14 protein-coding genes are annotated in these 19511 nt (G+C 67.3%); 8 read left to right on the forward strand and 6 right to left on the reverse strand.

Features of this window, described 5'->3' with window-relative positions; translation table 11 throughout:
- Positions 1-183: 183 nt before the first annotated feature.
- A complete protein-coding gene (locus tag EV666_RS08945) occupies positions 184-381 on the reverse strand; it encodes a hypothetical protein (RefSeq protein ID WP_132006296.1) in 198 nt (65 codons plus the stop codon).
- A 277-nt stretch (positions 382-658) separates the two neighbouring features.
- Here EV666_RS08945 and EV666_RS08950 point away from each other — a divergent pair, with 277 nt between their 5' ends.
- Together EV666_RS08950 and EV666_RS08955 are read left to right on the forward strand one after the other, a co-directional pair.
- On the forward strand, positions 659-1759 hold the full coding sequence (locus tag EV666_RS08950) for a linear amide C-N hydrolase (RefSeq protein WP_376885106.1): 1101 nt from the start codon (positions 659-661) through the stop codon (positions 1757-1759).
- Between the two features lie 99 nt (positions 1760-1858).
- Complete coding sequence (locus EV666_RS08955) at positions 1859-2479, forward strand: TIGR02466 family protein (protein WP_132006302.1); 621 nt, start codon at positions 1859-1861, stop codon at positions 2477-2479.
- 82 nt (positions 2480-2561) lie between these two features.
- On the opposite strand, the gene EV666_RS08960 is transcribed toward EV666_RS08955, so the two are convergent.
- The 4 genes from EV666_RS08960 to EV666_RS08975 form a co-directional block, all read right to left on the reverse strand.
- On the reverse strand, positions 2562-3476 hold the full coding sequence (locus EV666_RS08960) for an aldose 1-epimerase family protein (RefSeq protein WP_165909945.1): 915 nt from the start codon (positions 3474-3476) through the stop codon (positions 2562-2564).
- 342 nt (positions 3477-3818) lie between these two features.
- Positions 3819-5792: an RNA polymerase sigma factor RpoD gene (rpoD, locus tag EV666_RS08965; protein WP_132006308.1), complete on the reverse strand. Its 1974-nt coding sequence runs from the start codon at positions 5790-5792 to the stop codon at positions 3819-3821.
- A gap of 850 nt (positions 5793-6642) precedes the next feature.
- Positions 6643-8583 carry a DNA primase gene (gene dnaG / locus EV666_RS08970; protein ID WP_132006311.1) on the reverse strand — a complete coding sequence of 647 codons (1941 nt, stop codon included), beginning with the start codon at positions 8581-8583 and terminating at the stop codon, positions 6643-6645.
- Positions 8584-8807: 224 nt separating this feature from the next.
- Positions 8808-9263, reverse strand: coding sequence for a GatB/YqeY domain-containing protein (locus EV666_RS08975; RefSeq protein ID WP_132006314.1), 456 nt, complete (start codon positions 9261-9263; stop codon positions 8808-8810).
- A gap of 191 nt (positions 9264-9454) precedes the next feature.
- On the opposite strand from EV666_RS08975, the gene carA reads away from it, so the two are divergent.
- On the forward strand, positions 9455-10648 hold the full coding sequence (gene carA, locus EV666_RS08980) for a glutamine-hydrolyzing carbamoyl-phosphate synthase small subunit (RefSeq protein WP_132006317.1): 1194 nt from the start codon (positions 9455-9457) through the stop codon (positions 10646-10648).
- Positions 10649-10766: 118 nt separating this feature from the next.
- Here carA and EV666_RS08985 read toward each other — a convergent pair whose 3' ends face one another.
- Positions 10767-11372, reverse strand: a complete 606-nt coding sequence (locus EV666_RS08985) for an HdeD family acid-resistance protein (RefSeq protein WP_132006320.1) — start codon at positions 11370-11372, stop codon at positions 10767-10769.
- 560 nt (positions 11373-11932) lie between these two features.
- On the opposite strand from EV666_RS08985, the gene carB reads away from it, so the two are divergent.
- The 5 genes from carB to trxB all read left to right on the forward strand — a co-directional run bounded on the left by carB (position 11933) and on the right by trxB (position 19400).
- On the forward strand, positions 11933-15256 hold the full coding sequence (gene carB, locus EV666_RS08990) for a carbamoyl-phosphate synthase large subunit (RefSeq protein WP_132006323.1): 3324 nt from the start codon (positions 11933-11935) through the stop codon (positions 15254-15256).
- A gap of 476 nt (positions 15257-15732) precedes the next feature.
- The gene (gene greA / locus EV666_RS08995) at positions 15733-16206 is read left to right on the forward strand and encodes a transcription elongation factor GreA (protein ID WP_132006326.1); all 474 of its coding nucleotides are present in this window, start codon (positions 15733-15735) and stop codon (positions 16204-16206) included.
- Between the two features lie 341 nt (positions 16207-16547).
- Entirely contained in the window at positions 16548-17090 is a 543-nt protein-coding gene (locus EV666_RS09000; RefSeq protein ID WP_132006329.1) for a hypothetical protein, read from the forward strand.
- 182 nt (positions 17091-17272) lie between these two features.
- Complete coding sequence (locus EV666_RS09005; protein WP_132006332.1) at positions 17273-18319, forward strand: mitochondrial fission ELM1 family protein; 1047 nt, start codon at positions 17273-17275, stop codon at positions 18317-18319.
- Positions 18320-18434: 115 nt separating this feature from the next.
- Positions 18435-19400: a thioredoxin-disulfide reductase gene (gene trxB / locus EV666_RS09010; protein WP_132006335.1), complete on the forward strand. Its 966-nt coding sequence runs from the start codon at positions 18435-18437 to the stop codon at positions 19398-19400.
- Positions 19401-19511: the final 111 nt, after the last annotated feature.

A 19511-nucleotide genomic window follows, 5' to 3' on the forward strand; every position in this document is an offset into this window, starting at 1 on the left:
CGCTGAACCGGCGCCCACCACTGGAGGCAGCCTTCAAGCAGCTGCCTTGTCCTGCTGGACGACCATCAGCCGGCGCGTTGTTCGACCGGACCTGCATCCGGTCGAACAACCGCCCAAATGGCGACCCAAACCCCATATTCCGCGCGCCGCGGCCCGCTGGCCATTCCAGACGAGCGCGCCCGCTCAGTGCCTGTAATCGCGGCTGTCAGCGGGGCGGTCCTGCGGCTCCGGGTTACGAAGGGGCAGCAACTCAAGCGGCGGCTGCGCGCCGCTGGCGATGTAGGCCTGCGCCCGGATGCGGCGCAACTGTTCGCCCGCCACCACCTGCACCCAACCGTCGCTGGTCTTGTAGAGTCCGCGTTCTGCAACATTGGAAGTCATTGGCGCTCCTCCTATGAAGCCAGTGCTCTCAAGATGTGGCCGCTGGCGCGATGATGCAAGCCTGAGGGGCGCAGGCCGGCGGCGCCAGCATTGGGCGTTGGGGCGGGCGGCAGGCGCCTTCGCCTGCACATCGCCGGCATCCCGCTCCAGCCTTGCGGCGCACGCCTGTAGGCCCGGCGCCGGTTTTTGCCACAGACCGCGTGTTTGCGGCGGGCGTCGCCCCGGCTATGCTGCCGTTCCGGTCCTCCGGGCCTGGCAACCTGCACGGGTATATGATTTGACGCCGCGTTTTTCCCGATTTCTTGCCGCCGCCGTCTCCGCCGGCCTTGCCCTCGGCGCCTCCGCCAGCCTCTTTGGAGCGGCGATGGCCTGCACGCGCGCCCTTTATGTGGGCGACGACAAAACCGTCATCACCGGCCGCAACATGGACTGGAAGGAAGACATGCACACCAACCTGCATGTTTTCCCCGCCGGCATGGCGCGGCGCGGGGCCCAGGCCGTCGACGCGCTGACCTGGACCTCACGTTACGGCAGCGTCATCGCCGCCGGCTATGATATCGGCACGACGGACGGGCTCAACGAAAAGGGCCTTGTCGCCAATCTGCTGTATCTGGCGGAGTCAGAGTACGGCCCGGTGGAAGCGGGCCGCAAGAAGCTGACGATCGCGGCCTGGGCGCAATATGTGCTCGACAATTTCGCCACCGTTGATGAAACCGTCGCGGCGCTGGCGCGCGAGGAGTTCTCGCTACTGACGCCCGACGCGCCCAATGGGGCGAAGGCGACGCTGCACCTGTCCATTTCGGACGCCAGCGGCGATTCCGCCATCTTCGAATATATTGGCGGCAAGCTGGTCATCCACCACGGCCGCCAGTACACGGTGATGACCAACTCGCCGGCCTACGACAAACAACTGGCCCTCAACGCCTACTGGAAAGACATTGGCGGCCTGACCTTCCTGCCGGGCACAAACCGCGCCGCCGACCGCTTCGCCCGCGCCTCGTTCCTGCTGGAGTCGCTGCCGAAGGCGCCATCGCCGCAGTATATGGCTGGCGTGCCGGGGCAGAGCTTCGCCAACCAGGCGCGGGCCCAGGTGCTCAGCCTGATGCGGGCGGTGTCCGTGCCGCTGGGCATCACCACCCCCGACCAGCCCAACATCTCCTCGACCATCTGGCGCACCGCTTCCGACCAGACCAATCTGGTTTATTTCTTCGACTCCGCCACCCGGCCGAACACCTTCTGGCTCGACCTGAAGAAGCTGGACCTGAAGCCGGGCGCGCCGAGCCTGAAACTCAGCCTGGACAGAGGCGAGGTTTATAGCGGCGAGGTCTCCGGCCAGTTCGTCAAGGCGCCGCCGTTTGTCTTTCTCACCGGAGAGTGAGACGGCGTCCGCTTCGCCCGTGAAGGCGCTGGCCGGTCGCTGCGCCGGCGCGACCGGAAACCTGTTCCGCGCCAGCGCGACATGCTCTATGGAAACCTCATGAGCGCACAAGCCCCCAACGTTTCGCTTCACTTCGCCACGCAGATCTATCGCGCCGCGCTGGCGCCGGCGGCCTCGCCGCTCGTGCAGGAGCTGGACGGCGCCTGCCGCAGCCTCGCCGAGGACGACGACGCGGGGCTCGACTGGTGCGAGGCCAATGGCTATCCCGGCTATACCTCCTATGCCTCGCTCGATGACCTGCCATGGCGGTTTCCGGTGTTCGGCCAGTTGGTCGAACAACTCGACAGGCATGTGGCCAGCTTCGCCGGGACGCTGGATTTCGACCTGAAGGGCGGCAAGCTGGAATGCGACTCGCTGTGGGTGAACGTGCTGCCCACCGGCGGCATGCATTCTTCCCACCTGCACCCACATTCCGTGATCAGCGGCACGTTTTATGTGGCGCTGCCGGAAGGTTCAGCGGCGATCCGCTTCGAGGACCCGCGCCTCGCCTTCATGATGGCCGCGCCGACCCGGCGCAACCCCGCCAACCGGCCCTTCGTCAAGGTGACGCCGGAGCCCGGCGAGGTGCTGCTGTGGGAAAGCTGGTTGCGCCACGAGGTGCCGATGAACGAGGCCGACGACGAGCGCATCAGCATCAGTTTCAATTACGCCTGGAAGTAGTCCTCGCGGACTTTCCGACGGTAAAACGCTAGCGGAGCGCCTGCCAGCAAGAGCGCGACGACAGCCGCGGCCCTGCCCGCCTTCAGGCGTCGACCAGCGACACCCGCATGCCAAAGGCGTGGCTCTGGCCCGGGGCCAGTTCGATCATGCCAGGCCGGTCGAAGAGATCACGGGGTTTTGGCGGATCGCCCGGCAGCGGCGCGTCGTCAGCGTAGCCCTGCCACGGCTCGACGCAGACGAACGGCGCCTGGGCGCCCGGCTTGCTCCAGACGCCAAGGCTCGGCATGCCGGCGAAATCCACGACGATGCGGCGCTGTCCCCTGACGCCATAGGTCACCCGCTGGCTGGCCAGTTCCTTGAAGACAACGGCGCCGTCGACAAAGAGGTCATCGTTGAGGGGTAACCGGCCATCGGCGCCCACGGGCGTGCGGCGGGGCCCGATCAGCAGGCCATCGCCATCGGGCCGGAACACCTTGCCGGGCTCGGGCGCCCCAAACTCCAGTTCGTGCTCCTCGCGGGCGCCGCCATAGGGCAGCGGCCAGCGGAAGGCCGGATGGAACCCAAGCGCCACCGGCATTGGCCGGCGGCCGCGATTGGTGACGCGCGCCCGCACGGACAGGGCCGCGTCCGCCACGGCGTAAGTCACGTCGAGCTGGAAGGGAAACGGGTAGACGCCGCGGGTTTCCTCGTTCTCGCGCAGCCGCAGGGTGACCGACGCCGGCTCCCGCGCCTCCACATTGAACTGGCTGTGACGGGCGAAGCCATGCTGCGGCAGCCGCCACAACTCCCTGCCAAGCCGATAGGCGCCGCCGGCCAGCGCGCCGACGACGGGAAACAGGAGCGGCGCCCGCCCGGTCCACCAGCGCGGGTTCCCGTCATACAGCAGGTCACGGCCGTCACCGTCACGCAGCACGCCCAGCTCCGCGCCAAAGGGGTCTATTTCCGCCGCGACGCCGGCCGCGCTGATGTGAATGCGATCATCATTGGCCGCCCGCATGTTACCCCGCAACGCATTGCGCCTGACCCACCGCCATGCGCCGGAATCGGGCGTGTCTCCCTGATGCAAGCATTTCATCTGCCCGGCGGCGCCACAAGGCCGTCACGCCTTCTGTGTTGCCGCCGTCCACGAAACGGACGCAAGACGCGGGAATGTGTACGCCCAAGACGCCAATGCCCGCGACGGGCGCGGGCAAGAGGGGATGGAGACAAATGACGTGGGCGCGGCGGCAGGCCGGAGCGCGTGCATCGCGCTCCAGGCCGCTTCCCGGCCGGCGCATCCCATAAAAAGGCCGGCGAACGGGATCGCCGGCCTCTGGCAGGTCGCGCGGCGCCTGCTGGCTCAGTTGTCGAGGAAGCTGCGCAGTTTGCGTGAGCGGCTCGGGTGTTTGAGCTTGCGCAGGGCCTTGGCCTCGATCTGGCGGATGCGCTCGCGGGTCACCGAGAACTGCTGGCCGACCTCTTCCAGGGTGTGGTCGGTGTTCATGCCGATGCCGAAACGCATGCGCAGCACGCGTTCCTCGCGCGGCGTCAGCGAGGCCAGCACCCGCGTGGTGGTTTCACGCAGGTTGCTCTGGATCGCCGCATCGATCGGCAGGATGGCGTTCTTGTCCTCGATGAAGTCGCCGAGGTGGCTGTCTTCCTCGTCGCCAATCGGCGTTTCCAGCGAGATCGGCTCCTTGGCGATCTTCAGGACCTTGCGCACCTTTTCCAGCGGCATGGCCAGCTTCTCGGCCAGCTCCTCCGGCGTCGGCTCGCGGCCGATCTCGTGCAGCATCTGGCGCGAGGTGCGGACGATCTTGTTGATCGTCTCGATCATGTGCACCGGGATGCGGATGGTGCGGGCCTGGTCGGCGATCGAACGGGTGATCGCCTGACGGATCCACCAGGTGGCGTAGGTCGAGAACTTGTAGCCACGGCGGTATTCGAACTTGTCGACCGCCTTCATCAGGCCAATGTTGCCCTCCTGGATCAGGTCGAGGAACTGCAGGCCGCGATTGGTGTACTTCTTGGCGATGGAGATGACGAGGCGCAGGTTGGCCTCGATCATTTCCTTCTTCGCCTGGCGGGCCTCGCGCTCGCCCTTCTGCACCATCAGCACGATCTTGCGGAACTCGCCGATCTCAAGGCCGGTTTCCGCCGCCAGGGTCTGGATATCCTGGCGCATGGCGCGGATCTGGTCCTTCTCCGCCGCGACGAAGTTCTTCCAGCCCTTGGTGCCCAGCTTGGAAACGCGCAGGATCCACTTGGGATCAAGCTCCGCCCCCTGATACTGGCGCAGGAAGTCCTCGCGGCCGACGCCATGGCTTTCGCCAAGGCGCAGCAGCCGGCTTTCCATGCCGATCAGGCGCTTGTTGATGTCGTAAAGCTGCTCGACCAGCGCCTCGATGCGGTTGGCGTTGAGCGAGAGGGACTTCACGTCGGCGACGATCTCGTCCTTCAGCTTCTTATACTTGCGCTCCTGGGCCGGCGACAGGCGCAGGCTCTGCAGGCGGTTCTCGATGTCCTGATCCTGCAGGCGGCGCAGCCGCTTGTAGTTGTCGGCGATGCTGTCGAAGGTTTCGAGCACCTTCGGCTTGATCTCGGCCTCCATGGCGGACAGGGAGATATTGTTCTCCATGTCCTCTTCGTCCATGTCGCTGGCGGCTTCCTCGCCCTCGGCCTCTTCCTCGCCTTCGGCGTTCTCGGCCGCAGCCGCCGCGCCGTTCTTGGCGTCCGGCCCGGCGTAGGTCGCTTCCAGATCGATGATGTCGCGCAGAAGAACCCGGCCCTCGATCAGCTCATCGCGCCAGATAATGATGGCCTGGAAGGTCAGCGGGCTCTCGCACAGGCCGGCGATCATCGCCTCGCGGCCAGCCTCGATGCGCTTGGCGATGGCGATTTCGCCCTCGCGCGACAGCAGTTCGACCGAGCCCATTTCGCGCAGGTACATGCGAACCGGGTCATCGGTGCGCTCGGAAGGCTCGCGGGTGGTGGTCGTGGGCGCGACGACAGCGCGCGGGGCGGCCTCGACGAGTTCGCCGCTCTCGGCTTCCTCTTCCTCGGCCTCGCCTTCCTGGTTGTCGTCGTTCTCGTCGGCCTCGACGACGTTGATGCCCATCTCGGAAAGCTGGGACAATACGTCCTCGATCTGCTCGGAGCTGAACTCCTCCGGCGGCAGCACTTCGTTCAGTTCGTCGTAGGTGACGTAGCCCCGCTTCTTGGCGAGCTTGATCATCCGGCGCACGCCGGCGTCGGTCAGGTCGAGGAGAGGACCGTCGGTCTGGGTTTCGGCTGCTTCCGGCGCGTCTTCCCGTTCCGTCGCTTTGGTCGCCATTCGCTCAAGCTCCACTGTCAGCCGCCAGGCGCGGCGGCCTGGCGCATCACCGGATTTCCCCTTGCGGAGGAAACCGTCTGAATGTTCAAACCCCGTGAGAGGTTCTGTCCGTTACCAGCGCCTGCGGGCGCAGCCCCATGCCAGCCGGAGCCGCCGCAACGGCTCCACCCCGGCTCCTGTCCTGAATCCCCGTGCGTTCACGTCAGGCCGCCCCTTCGGCAAGGCCACCGGAAACTCGCTCCACTGGCCCATTTTCGCTGAAGCATTTCCCTCCGGGCCTGCCGGCCTTAAGGGAAATGCTTCCCGCAAACGCCCCCGCGTTTCTCCACCACCGTCTGTCCACCGTGTGGTGACAGCGCATCACGTTGCCGACACAATCGGCGAACAGTTTCCAGCCAGCCGCATTTGCGTCCCCATGCCGTGGCGATGACGACAGCAAACGCCAAAGCGCTCCGGCCAGAACCTGACCGGATCGCCACGCCATTCCGGCCCTTTCCCGCTCCGCAGGAGCGCGCGCCCGAAGCCGGCGGCTGATGGTCATGCGCCGGGCGGCGGCAAAAGTCGAATCAGTTGAATGTGCGGCTATCTCCCAATTTTACCAGACAGCTGCGGATTCAGCACAATGTCCCACCGCAAAAGGCTGGTCTGCGCGCGCCGCGGCGCCTGGCGCGCACCGCGTCATATCGGCCAGCTTGCCTTGAGGTCCCTTACAAATCGTTGCGCCCTTCACCGCCCAGGCCGCGCGGCGGTCCCATCGCCGGGGCAAACGCTTCCAGCCGGGCGGGCCGGGACGCTTGCGCTGATTTGACGCGAATCATCATCATGGCGGGAGGCTCGCAGGCTGGCCGCCTCACCAGCGGCCTTCGTCGGCCTGGGCTTCGGCGCCCTCCAGGGTCGTCAGGCGGGCTTTCACGTCGCACAGCCAGCTGAAATTCGCTTCAGACTCCTCTTCTGCGAAGGCGCGCTCCGCAGCCGCCAGTTCGCTATGTAGAGCGCCGGAGCGGCTTTGCAAGGTCATGGCCTGGCGCAGCATGCCCTCCACGTCCATGCGATCCGCCTCAGGGGCGAGCGCCCAGGCCGCCCCCGCCGCCATGCGCCTGCGCAAACCATCCAGCCGCGCCGGCAGGCCGGCCTCCTGCACAGCGCGCCGCAGCGCCCCGCCGTCATCGCCATCGGCGCCGTGGGCGGCGATGCAGTCGAGCAGTTCGGCGGCGGCGCGGCGCGCCTCGGGGCCACGGAACTCCAGCGCCGCCAGCTCCTCGCCGTGATCGGCCAGCAGATCCGGGTGGGCGATCAGCAAAGCGACGATCATCATCTCGCGCGGATATTCCGCCGAGGCGGCGAAACCGGGATGCGCCGCCAGCGACGCGCCAGGGCTGACCTGGCCACCGGCGCCGCGCCCGCCCCGGCCGCCCGACTGGAACCGCCCGCCGCCGCCCTGGCGCCAGCCGCCCTGCTGGTTTCCCTGCCAGGCGCCGCGGCGACCGCGTTCATCGCGGCCCTGGGCGCCCGGCATCAGCGCCGCCACGCGCATGTCGATTTCCGCCCGGTAGTGACGGCGCACCGTCTCATCCTGGATGCGGAACACCACGTCGCGCAGCCGGTGCTCCAGCGCCGCGCGCTGGTCCGGCGTATCGAGCGCGCCCGCTTCAGTCTCCCGCGTCCACAACATGTCGATGAGCGGAACCTGGACGCCCAGGGCCGCCAGCACCGCCTCGGGGCCGCCGGCGCGCAACAGGTCGTCCGGGTCCTGCCCCTCGGGCAGCAGCACGAAATTCACGGACTTGCCCGGCGCCAGCAGCGGCAGCGCCACATCGAGGGCGCGGAAGGCGGCGCGCCGGCCGGCCCTGTCGCCATCGAAGCACAACACCGGCGCGTCGACGGAGCGCCACAACAGGGCCAAATGATCCGGCGTCATCGCCGTGCCGAGCGTCGCCACAGCCTGGGGCGCGCCGGCCATGTCGAGGGCGATGACATCGACATAGCCCTCCGCCACGATGATCGGGAAGGGAGCGCGGGGGTCGCCGGTCTGGGCCGCCTTGCGGGCGTTGTGAAAATTGTAGAGCAGCGCGCCCTTGTGAAATAGCGGCGTTTCCGGCGAATTCAGATATTTGGGCTGGATGTCCGCCGCCATGGCCCGGCCGCCGAAGGCTACCGGCCGGCCGCGCGCGTCGCAGATCGGAAAGATCACCCGGTCGCGAAACCGGTCATAGGGGGTGGGAATGTCCTGGCCGGCGATCAGCAGGCCGGTGTCGATCATCGCCTCGACGGAGACGCCCTTCGCCGCCAGGGCGTTCTGCAATTCATGCCGGCCGGCCGGCGCGTAGCCAAGACGGAAACGGCGGCGCACGTCCGGTCCCAGGCCGCGCCGGTCCAGATAGTCGCGCGCCCGGGCGCCCCGCTCCGTGGTCAGCTCGTATTCGAACCAGCGCGTCGCCAGCTCGACGATCTCGTGCAGGCCCTGACGCTTCGCCTCGCGTCGGGCGTCCTCCGGCGTCTCGCGCGGCAGGCTGACGCCGGCTTCAGCGGCAAGACGCTCCACCGCCTCGCCAAAACTCAGCCCCTCCGTCTCCATGACGAAATTGAAGATGTCGCCGTTGCGGCCGGAGGAGAAATCGAAATAGCGCTGCTTGTCGTCGTTGACGAAGAACGACGCGGTCTTTTCGGCGTTGAACGGCGACAGCCCCTTCCATTCGCGCCCGGCCTTCATCAACCGCACGCGCCGGCCAACGACGGCCGAAACCGGCAGCCGCGCCCTGATTTCATCCAGAATGGACGGTGGAAAACGCATCAGCCTGTCACAAAAACCGACGGCGGAGACGACAATCGCCCCCGCCTGAAAAACTGGCGTGGAACCCTACCACACCAGCAAGGCTGGCGGCGCTCCACTTTCATGTCCGGTCGGGTAAAGCAGACATGGGAGGGGCAGACCCTCTGGTCCGGCCCCCCTGGTCACGCCGCGCGACGGCTACCGGCCAGACGCAACGCGGCGCCCGGTCATGCCGCGCCCGGCCATTACGCCGACAGGGCCGCTTTCACCGCCGCGCTGGCCTCGGCGAAATTCATCTGGCCGGTATATTTGGCCTTGAGCGCCGCGACCACCTTGCCCATATCCTTCATGGATGTCGCGCCGGTTTCGGCGATCGCCTCACGAACGGCGGCGGCGACGGCGGCGGCGTCCATCTGCGCGGGCATGAAACTTTCCAGGACGCGGATTTCGCCAAGTTCCTGGTCGGCGAGTTCCTGGCGGCCTGCCTTTGCGTAGATGTCGGCGGCCTCCCGGCGCTGTTTCACCATTTTTTGCAGCAACGCCAGGATGTCGGCGTCGGACAGGGGCTCGCGGCCGTCGCCGCGCGCCGCGATGTCCTGGTCCTTCAGGGCTGCGGTGATGAGGCGCACGGCGGCGAGCCGCGCCTTGTCGCCGGAGCGCAGGGCTTCTTTCTGGGCGGTCGCAAAGGCCTCGCGCAGCATGATAAATCTCCGCTCTTTGAGCTCTTGTCGTTGACGGCTGCGGACGCTCACCCTAAGTGTCCGCTCAAATCTGATGAAGTCGGGCATGCATGATCGCCGGCGCCGCCACGAACGAACCCACGTTCGGGGCGACGAACGGCGGTCAGGGCGCGCGCCGCGACCGGAACCCCGGACTTAGGACAATGGCGACCATGCTTCAAGACAGCACCACCGGCTGGAGCGAACCGACGGCCACCGCCCTGCTGGTTCTCGCAGACGGAACCGTCATCGAAGGCTACGGCATCGGCGCCGAAGGCCAGCGCGCTGGCGAAGTCTGCTTCAACACCGCCATGACCGGTTACGAGGAGATCATGACCGATCCCTCCTACGCCGGCCAGATCATCACCTTCACGTTCCCGCACATCGGCAATGTCGGCGTCAATGACGAGGACATCGAATCTGTCAACGCCGCTTCGGCCAACGGCGCCACAGGCGTGGTGCTGCACGCCGACGTCACCGAGCCGGCCAACTGGCGCGCCACCCGCCACCTGGACGCCTGGCTGAAGGCGCGCGGCATCGTCGGCATCACCGGCGTCGACACCCGCGCCCTCACCGCGCTGATCCGCGACAAGGGCATGCAGAACGCCGTCATCGCCCACGCGCCGGACGGCAAATTCGATGTGGAGGCGCTGAAGCGGGACGCCGCGGCCCTGCCCTCCATGGTCGGCCTCGACCTGACGCCCGGGGTCAGCACCACCCAGCGCATCGACTGGACCGAAGCGACCTGGGACCTCGATACGGGCTACGGCGTCTCGGGCGCGCCGAAATATCACATCGTCGCCCTCGACTTCGGCGTGAAGCGCAACATCCTGCGCCTGTTCGCCGGGCGCGACTGCAAGGTGACGGTGGCGCCGGGCAACTCGTCGGTGGAGGACATCCTCGCCCTGAAGCCGGACGGCGTGTTCCTCTCCAACGGCCCCGGCGATCCGGCCGCCACCGGTCAGTGGTCGCTGCCGCTGATCTCGGAACTGGTGGAGCGGCGCGTGCCGACCTTCGGCATCTGCCTTGGCCACCAGATGCTGGCGCTGGCCGTTGGCGCGAAGACGGTGAAGATGCGCCAGGGCCACCATGGCGCCAACCATCCGGTGCAGGATCTGGCGACGAAGAAGGTCGAGGTGGTGTCGATGAACCATGGCTTCGCCGTGGATCGCGAGTCGCTGCCGGCCAACGTCCGGGAGACGCACGTCTCGCTGTTCGACGGCAGCAATTGCGGCATCGCCCTCACGGACAAGCCGGCGTTCTCGGTGCAGCATCACCCGGAAGCCTCGCCCGGCCCGCGCGACAGCCACTATCTGTTCGACCGCTTCCTGGAGATGATCGACGCCGAGAAGGCCCGCGCCGCCTGAGACGGGTTGCGTCGCCGGCCCGGGCCGGAAAGCCCGGGCTGAAAAATCCCGCGCCAGAAATAAAACGCCGGCGGTTATCCGCCGGCGTTTTTCTTTCTGAAGCCTGCCAGCCCTGAAATCAGGCCGCCTTGCGGGCCGCCAGGGCAAGGGCGATGAAGGCGATGCCCTCCGACAGCAGTTCGATGGCCAGGAACAGGCCAAGCACCCAGATGGCCGACGTCGGCCACTGGCCATAAATCATCACGCCAAGAACGATCGACAGCAGTCCGCTGAGCAGCAGCAGCCACCAGTTGCCCGCCGGCCGCACCTGGAAGGCCATGATGCAGCGCAGCACGCCAATCACCATCAGCGCCACGGCCACCATCAGGGTCAGCGTCAGGGCGCCCAGCACCGGGTTCCAGATGACAATGGCGCCGGCGACCATGTAGAGCACGGCGATCAGCAGATGCAGCGCGAAGGGGCCCCAGTTTTTCTCGGAGAAGGCGTCAACCACCTGGGCGCCGCCGCCCACCAGCAACAGCGCGCCAACCCACCACACGGTGACAAGGGTCAACCACGGCAGCATGATGAAGCCGATGACGCCCAGCGCCGACAGCAGCACGCCGAGCGCCAGCAGCCAGCCCCATTTGTCGCGCAGGCGTTTGCGCAATCCCGCGAAGCCGGGCGTCAGGCCGGGCGTGGCCGGGGCCGGATCGCGCGGGGTGGAATTGGATGTGTCTGTCATGGCTCCCTCCACTTCACTGGACAACCGCCCCATGCGGAGCCCGTCCCTGCGGCGGGGCCCGGGGCGTTTCGCCGCGTCCGCCCTGCCGCCGGCATGTACGTGCCTTCCAGCGCAGCGGACCACGCCCCGCCGGAAAGTAAATACGGACTCGCCAGAATTTGTCCGCTTTCCGGTCCGCGCAAGCCTGGAAAGCGGGAAAAACCGGCCGCATGGTTAAGGCGGAAGTGACAAACACTTCACAAACGCCCCGGCGGATGACGCTTCAGGCCTTCCCTCGGGAGCCGATATCGTCTAAACGACGTCGATCCCGGGCCTGGCGCGCCATATCCGGCGGCCCTTGACCCTACGCCAGTCCGAAGGACGCAGCGCGGCGCATTGCCCGCGTCGCGGCCTTTTTTTATGCGCGACGGCCCAGGATCATGCACAGGATCATACGCTTGCACCGCCGGGCGCCGCGCCTTGCCTGCAAGCCACGGTGATCGCCCTATAACGGCGTTCCATCGCTTCCCGCCTCCACGGCGGGAGGCCGTGAGACGCGCCTGGCTGACAAAGCGGACCCGATGCCCAAACGCACTGACATCTCCACGATCCTGATCATCGGCGCCGGCCCCATCGTCATCGGTCAGGCCTGCGAGTTCGACTATTCGGGAACCCAGGCGTGCAAGGCGCTGAAGGACGAGGGCTATCGCATCGTCCTGGTGAACTCCAATCCGGCGACGATCATGACCGACCCGGATCTGGCGCACGCCACCTATATCGAGCCGATCACGCCCGAAGTGGTGGCGAAGATCATCGAGAAGGAGCGGAACGTCATTCCCGGCGGCTTCGCCCTGCTGCCGACCATGGGCGGCCAGACGGCGCTGAACTGCGCCCTGTCGCTGGAGCGCATGGGCGTGCTGGAGAAGTTCAACGTCGAGATGATCGGCGCCACCGCCGACGCCATCGACAAGGCGGAAGACCGTGAGCGCTTCCGCGAGGCCATGACGAAAATTGGCCTCGACACCCCCAAGTCGCACCACGTCAAGACGCTGGCGGCGGCGCTGGACGCGCTGGACGACATCGGCCTGCCGGCGATCATCCGCCCGTCGTTCACGCTTGGCGGCACCGGCGGCGGCATCGCCTACAACAAGGCCGAGTTCATCGACATCGTCGAGCGCGGCATCGACGCCTCCCCCACCAGCGAGGTTCTGGTGGAGGAAAGCGTGCTGGGCTGGAAGGAGTACGAGATGGAGGTGGTCCGCGACCGGGCGGACAACTGCATCATCGTCTGCTCGATCGAGAACATCGATCCGATGGGCGTCCACACCGGCGATTCCATCACCGTCGCGCCGGCGCTGACGCTGACCGACAAGGAATACCAGATCATGCGCGACGCCTCGCTGGCGGTGCTGCGCGAGATCGGCGTGGAAACCGGCGGCTCCAACGTACAGTTCGCCGTCGATCCGGCCAACGGCCGCATGATCGTCATCGAGATGAACCCGCGCGTGTCGCGCTCCTCGGCGCTGGCCTCCAAGGCCACCGGCTTCCCGATCGCCAAGGTCGCCGCCCGCCTCGCCGTCGGCTACACACTGGACGAGATCGACAACGACATCACCGGCGGCGCGACGCCGGCGGCCTTCGAGCCGACCATCGACTACGTCGTCACCAAGATCCCGCGCTTCGCCTTCGAGAAGTTCCCCGGCGCCGATCCCACCCTCACCACCGCCATGAAGTCGGTGGGCGAGGCCATGGCCATCGGCCGCACCTTCCAGGAAAGCCTGCAGAAGGCGCTGCGTTCGCTCGAAACCGGCCTCAACGGCCTCAACGAGATCGAGATTCCCGGCCTCGGCCAGGGCGACGACAAGAACGCCATCCGCGCCGCGCTCGGCACACCGACGCCGGACCGCCTGCTGGCCGTGGCCCAGGCGCTACGCCTCGGCGTCGACGCCCAGCAGATCCACGAGTCCTGCAAGATCGACCCGTGGTTCATCGCCCAGATCAAAGGCATCACCGACACCGAGGCGAAAGTCCGCGCCCATGGCCTGCCGGAAACGCCGGTCGCCTTTCGCCGCCTGAAGGCCATGGGCTTCTCCGACGCCCGCCTCGCTACCCTCACCGGCCTCAGCGAAGCCGAAGTGACAAAGCGCCGCCGCGCCCTCGACGTGCGCCCGGTGTTCAAGCGCATCGACACCTGCGCCGCCGAGTTCGCCTCGCCGACCGCTTACATGTATTCGACCTACGCCGCCCCGTTCGGCGCCTCTGGCCCCGTGAACGAGGCCGAACCGGGCGACCGCAAGAAAGTGGCGATCCTTGGCGGCGGCCCGAACCGCATCGGCCAGGGCATCGAGTTCGACTATTGCTGCTGTCACGCCGCTTTCGCCCTTGAGGACGCGGGTTACGAGACCATCATGGTCAACTGCAACCCGGAGACGGTCTCCACCGACTACGACACCTCGGACCGGCTGTATTTCGAGCCGCTGACCGCCGAGGACGTCATCGAGATCCTCGACCTGGAGCGCAGCCGCGGCGAACTGCACGGCGTCATCGTGCAGTTCGGCGGCCAGACGCCGCTGAAGCTCGCCAACGCGCTGGAAGAAGCCGGCATCCCGATCCTCGGCACCTCGCCGGACATGATCGACCTCGCCGAGGACCGCGACCGCTTCAAGCGCCTGCTGGACAAGCTGGGCCTGAAGCAGCCGAACAATGGCATCGCCTATTCGGTGGAGCAGGCGCGGCTGGTGGCCGGCGAGCTTGGCTTCCCGCTGGTGGTGCGCCCGTCCTACGTGCTGGGCGGCCGGGCCATGGCCATCCTGCGCGACGAGGGGCAGCTCAACGACTATCTGTTCGACACCCTGCCGGCGCTGGTGCCGCAGGACATCAAGATCCGTTACCCCAACGACAAGACGGGGCAGATCAACACCCTGCTCGGCAAGAACGCCCTGCTGTTCGACGGCTACCTCTCCGATGCGGTCGAGGTTGACGTGGACGCGCTGGCCGACGGCGAGGACGTGTTCATCTGCGGCATCATGGAGCACATCGAGGAAGCGGGCATCCACTCGGGCGACAGCGCCTGCTCGCTGCCGCCGCGCTCGCTGACGCCGGACATCATCGCCGAACTGGAGCGCCAGACGACCCAGCTGGCGAAGGCCCTGCAGGTCGGCGGCCTGATGAACGTGCAATACGCCATCAAGGATAGCGTGATCTATCTGCTCGAGGTCAACCCGCGCGCCTCGCGCACGGTGCCGTTCGTCGCCAAGGTGATCGGCACGCCGATCGCCAAGATCGCGGCCCGGGTGATGGCCGGCGAGAAGCTGGCGTCGTTCGGCCTTGAGAAGCGCGAGCTGAACCACATTGGCGTCAAGGAATCGGTGTTCCCGTTCGCCCGCTTCCCCGGCGTCGACATCGTGCTCGGCCCGGAGATGCGCTCCACCGGCGAGGTGATGGGCCTCGACAAGGACTTTGGCGTGGCCTTCGCCAAGAGCCAGCTCGGCAGCGGCGCGGCGGTGCCCACCGCCGGCGCGGTGTTCGTTTCGGTGCGCGACGGCGACAAGGCGCGCATCCTGCCGACCATGCGCTCACTGGTGGAGATGGGCTTCGCGCTCAAGGCCACCTCAGGCACCCAGCGGTTCCTCGCCGAGCACGGCGTGGCCTGCGACCGCATCAACAAGGTGCTGGAAGGACGGCCGCACGTGGTCGACGCCATCAAGAACGGCGGCATCCAGCTGGTGATCAACACCACGGAAGGCGCCCAGGCGCTGCAGGATTCGCGCTCGCTGCGCCGCGCCGCCCTGCTGCACAAGGTGCCCTATTACACCACGCTGGCCGGCGCCATCGCCGCCGGCGAGGGCATCAAGGCCTATCGCAGCGGCGAACTGCAGGTGCGGGCCCTGCAGGAATATTTCTGAGGGTCTGATCGCGGGCGCGGCCCTGCGTCGCGCCAACCGCCAAGGCTTCTTTGGGAAGTGACCGCCGCTTTTCGCGACAAAGGCGCCCCAGACCCAGGCAAAAACGGCCAAATGCTTCCGGCGGCCCCCAGGGTTCGCCGGAAGCGCCACAGCCCCCGTGCGGCCGTTCTACCACGCGGACTTGATGCGCGGGCCAGTCCGGGGCAAGCTGCCGGCAGACATACAGTCCTGGAATCATGACGCGCTCCCGACCCGGCGACGGGCGGGGCGCGTATGTATTGTCAGGACACGATTTCTCCACGGGTCAGGTGCGTCAGGTTTCGTCCCCGCTCCGGCCTTCGCACGCGGTTCGCATGCGCGCCTCCTGGGCGACAGGCGACCGTTTCGCCTGAAAATGCGCCGTCCGGGCCCGCCAGGGCATGTTGGTTCAAACGCCAGCCCTGGAGCGGGCCCGATTTACAGATACGGGTGTATGTATGGAAAAGGTTCCGATCACGACTTCCGGCTATGCGGCGCTCAATGAGGAGCTGAAGCATCGCCAGCAGGTGGAGCGCCCGCGGATCATCACCGCGATCGCCGAGGCGCGCGCCCTGGGCGACCTCTCGGAAAACGCCGAGTATCACGCCGCCAAGGAAGCGCAGAGCCTGAATGAAGGCCGCATCCTCGAACTGGAAGGCCTGATCTCCCGCGCCGAAATCTTCGACACGGCGCGCATGAGCGGAACCACGGTGAAATTCGGCGCCACGGTCACCCTCGTCGATGAGGACACCGAGGAAGAGAAAATCTACCAGATCGTCGGCGAGCCGGAAGCGGACGTCAGCAAGGGCAAGGTGTCGATCAAGTCGCCGATCGCCCGGGCGCTGATCGGCAAAAGCGTCGGCGATTCGGTCGAGGTGAACGCCCCCGGCGGCGGCAAGTCCTACGAAATCGTCGCCATCGCCTTCGTCTGATACGGCGGCGCTGGCCGCGCCCCAGCAGTGGCGCCAGCCTTCACGCCCGCCGGCCCCGGCGGGCGTTTCCATACGTGGGCGCCATGACCGGCCGTTGCGCCCGGCGTTCACATTCGCGCGCCACGCGGGGCGCATGATTCGCTCCCCGAAACCGTGCAAATGACTGCGGCGCAAGGCTCCAGCCACTGGCTCCGCCCCGGACGGGGCGCCTGCCCGGGACCAACGCATGATGTCATGTGCGTTAGCGCACGTGACTGACCTGAGCGACTTACTATCTCCGCGTTGACCTGTTCCGCGCAGCCGACCCTGTCGCCGCGGACGCAACACGCGATGCCCGTCACATGCTTTCTCCCGTTTTCTCTCTCTCACGGCGCCTGCTGCTGGCCCTGGGGCTTGGGCTCGTCGTCGCGGGCGGTCTTGCCCTCGCCCCGGCGTTCAGCGGTCAGGACCGTTCAGACGCCCGGGCGGCGACCGGATACGCATCCGTCACCGTTGATACGGCGCCACTGGGCGCCTCGCTTTACGGCCCGACCGGCGAGCGCCTGCGCGCCATGATGCAGGCGGAAATGAAACGCCGCTTCAGGATCACCGGCGACGCCACGCAGCCGCGCCTGGTCGTTCGCATCACCGAAATCGTCATTCCGGCCAATTTCGGCCTCGACAACCAGTCCGGCGGCGCGGCGCTGCAAACCACGGATCGCATGGATGGCGAGACGCTGGTGGTGGCGCCTGACGGCAAGGTCCTGCAGCGCTTCCCGGTGACGGTCACCGCGCCCTCGTCAACGGCGCTGGGCGAAAATGGTGTCGAAGCCGATTTCCGGCGCCTTGGCGATCTGGTCCGGTCATTCGCAAGCTGGAGCGCGCGTTACGCGGGCAGCCGGTAGTGGCGGGGCCCATGGGACCGGCCAGAGAGCGGGCCGCGGCCATCATGGGGCGCCGGCGGCCCTATCATTCTGAATTTACGCCTGTTCTTCATGGGAGGCAGTATCCATCCCGTTGAAAAACGCTTTATACAGGCGCGGAGATCAACAGGCGCAGGGCGGCATGGCCAGGGAGGCGGGCGCAGATGAGGCAGGACCATGGCGCGGCCCCCGACCTTTCACCGGCCGCCGCCCGGCCGGCAAGCGCCTGGGCGCTGAGCGACGGCAAGGCTGGCGACGAGTTGCAATGCGTCGCCGTCATTGAAGCCCTGGGACTGAGGCCAGAGATTCGCCGGGTAGCGCCGCGCGCGCCCTGGGCGTGGCTGGCCCCGCGCGGCCCGGTGGATCCGGCCGATGCGCCGGACCGGCCTGGCAGCCCCATCGGCGGCGCGTTTCCCGATTTGCTGGTGGCTTCCGGCCGGCGAGCCATTCCCTATGCGCGGGCCGTGCGCCGGCTTTCTGGTGGGCGCACCTTCACCGTCATCCTGAAAGATCCCCGCACCGGCGCAGGCGCCGCCGATTTCATCTGGGCGCCGGAGCACGACCCGCTGCGCGGTCCCAATGTGCTGACGACGCTCACGGGTCCCCACCGGCTGTCGCCGCAGCGCCTCGCCGCCGCGCGCTCCGCCCCGCCCCAGCCCCTGGCCGACGCCCTGCCGGGCGGGCATGGTCCACGCGTCGCCGTGCTGGTGGGCGGCGACAGTCGCCGCCACCGGTTCACCGCCGCCGCCATCGACGATTTCTGCGCCCGGCTCGCCAGTCTGGCGGCCACCGGCGTCTTCCTCATGATCACGACATCAAGGCGGACGCCGCCGGCGCTGGCGCGCGCCGTGCGCGACCTCGCCGCCCGACATGGCGGCTATCTTTGGGATGGCGCCGGCGAAAACCCCTATCCGGCCATGATGGCGCTGGCGGACGCGGTCGTCGTGACCACCGACTCCACCAACATGATCGGCGAGGCCGCCGTCACCGGCCGACCGGTGCTGACGTTTTCGCCAGGCCCGGACGACCGCAAAACCCGCTTCCTGCTTGAGGCCCTGAAAAGACGCGCGGTTGTGCACGAATTCACAGGAAAGCTTGCAGGAGACGCATACCCCCCCCTAAACTCGACGCCGATCATCGCTGATGCAATCATGAGGGCGTATGCGCAGGCGCGTGCGCCCCGCGCGACGTTGGCGTCGCCCCGTAACTGACCAGGGCATTTCCCGGGAGCCGTAGCTCCCTGGCGATGTCCACCTCATATCTGGGGCGTTTTCTTCACCGAAAGTGGGGGAAATGCCCTGACAGGCAAGAATTTCAGGCGACACAATGGCCAGCAAGCACACCAAACTGCTGATTATCGGCTCCGGTCCCGCCGGTTACACCGCGGCGATCTACGCGGCGCGCGCCATGATGGAGCCGGTGCTGATTTCCGGCTACCAGGCTGGCGGCCAGCTGACGATTACCACCGATGTGGAAAACTACCCGGGTTTCGCCGAGGCGATCCAGGGGCCGTGGCTGATGGAGCAGATGCGCGCCCAGGCTGAGCATGTGGGCGCTCAGCTCATCTCCGACTACGTCACCGGCGTCGACATCAGCGCCCGGCCGTTCACCGTCACCTGCGACAGCGGCGACGTTTACACCTGCGACGCGCTGGTGATCGCAACCGGCGCCCAGGCGCAGTGGCTGGGGCTGCCCTCCGAGCAGGCGTTCCAGGGCTTTGGCGTGTCGGCCTGCGCCACCTGCGACGGCTTCTTCTTCCGCAACAAAAACGTGGTGGTGGTCGGCGGCGGCAACACCGCCGTCGAGGAAGCGCTGTATCTGGCCGGTCTCGCGGCGAAGGTGACCCTGGTGCACCGGCGCGACAGCCTGCGCGCCGAGCGCATCCTGCAGGAGCGCCTGTTCCGCCACCCGAAGGTCGAGGTGATCTGGGACAGCGTGGTGGATGAAATCTGTGGCGGCCAGAACCCGCCCGGCGTCACCCACGTCAATCTGCGCAACGTGCGCACCCAGGAAACGCGGACGGTGGAGACGGACGGCGTGTTCATCGCCATCGGCCACAAGCCGTCGAGCGAGCTCTTCGCCGACAGCCTGAAAATGAAGGCGGGCGGTTATATCTGGACCGCCGCGGACTCAACCGCCACCAGCGTTCCGGGCGTTTTCGCCGCCGGCGACGTCACCGACGACATCTTTCGCCAGGCGGTGACCGCCGCCGGCATGGGCTGCATGGCGGCGCTGGAGGCGGAGCGCTGGCTGGCTTCCCGGGAAACGGAAACGGCGAAGGCCGCCGAATAGGCCGCGCTGAACACCAGGCGTCGCGATTACCGGAGGGAGGCTCCGGCCGCGACGCGACAGCATTGAAGGAAGCCGGAACGCGCAGCCAGCAAGGCGGGACCAACCGGAGCG

The sequence above is a fragment of the Camelimonas lactis genome, assembly GCF_004342915.1.
GTDB classification, from domain to species: Bacteria; Pseudomonadota; Alphaproteobacteria; order Rhizobiales; family Beijerinckiaceae; genus Camelimonas; species Camelimonas lactis.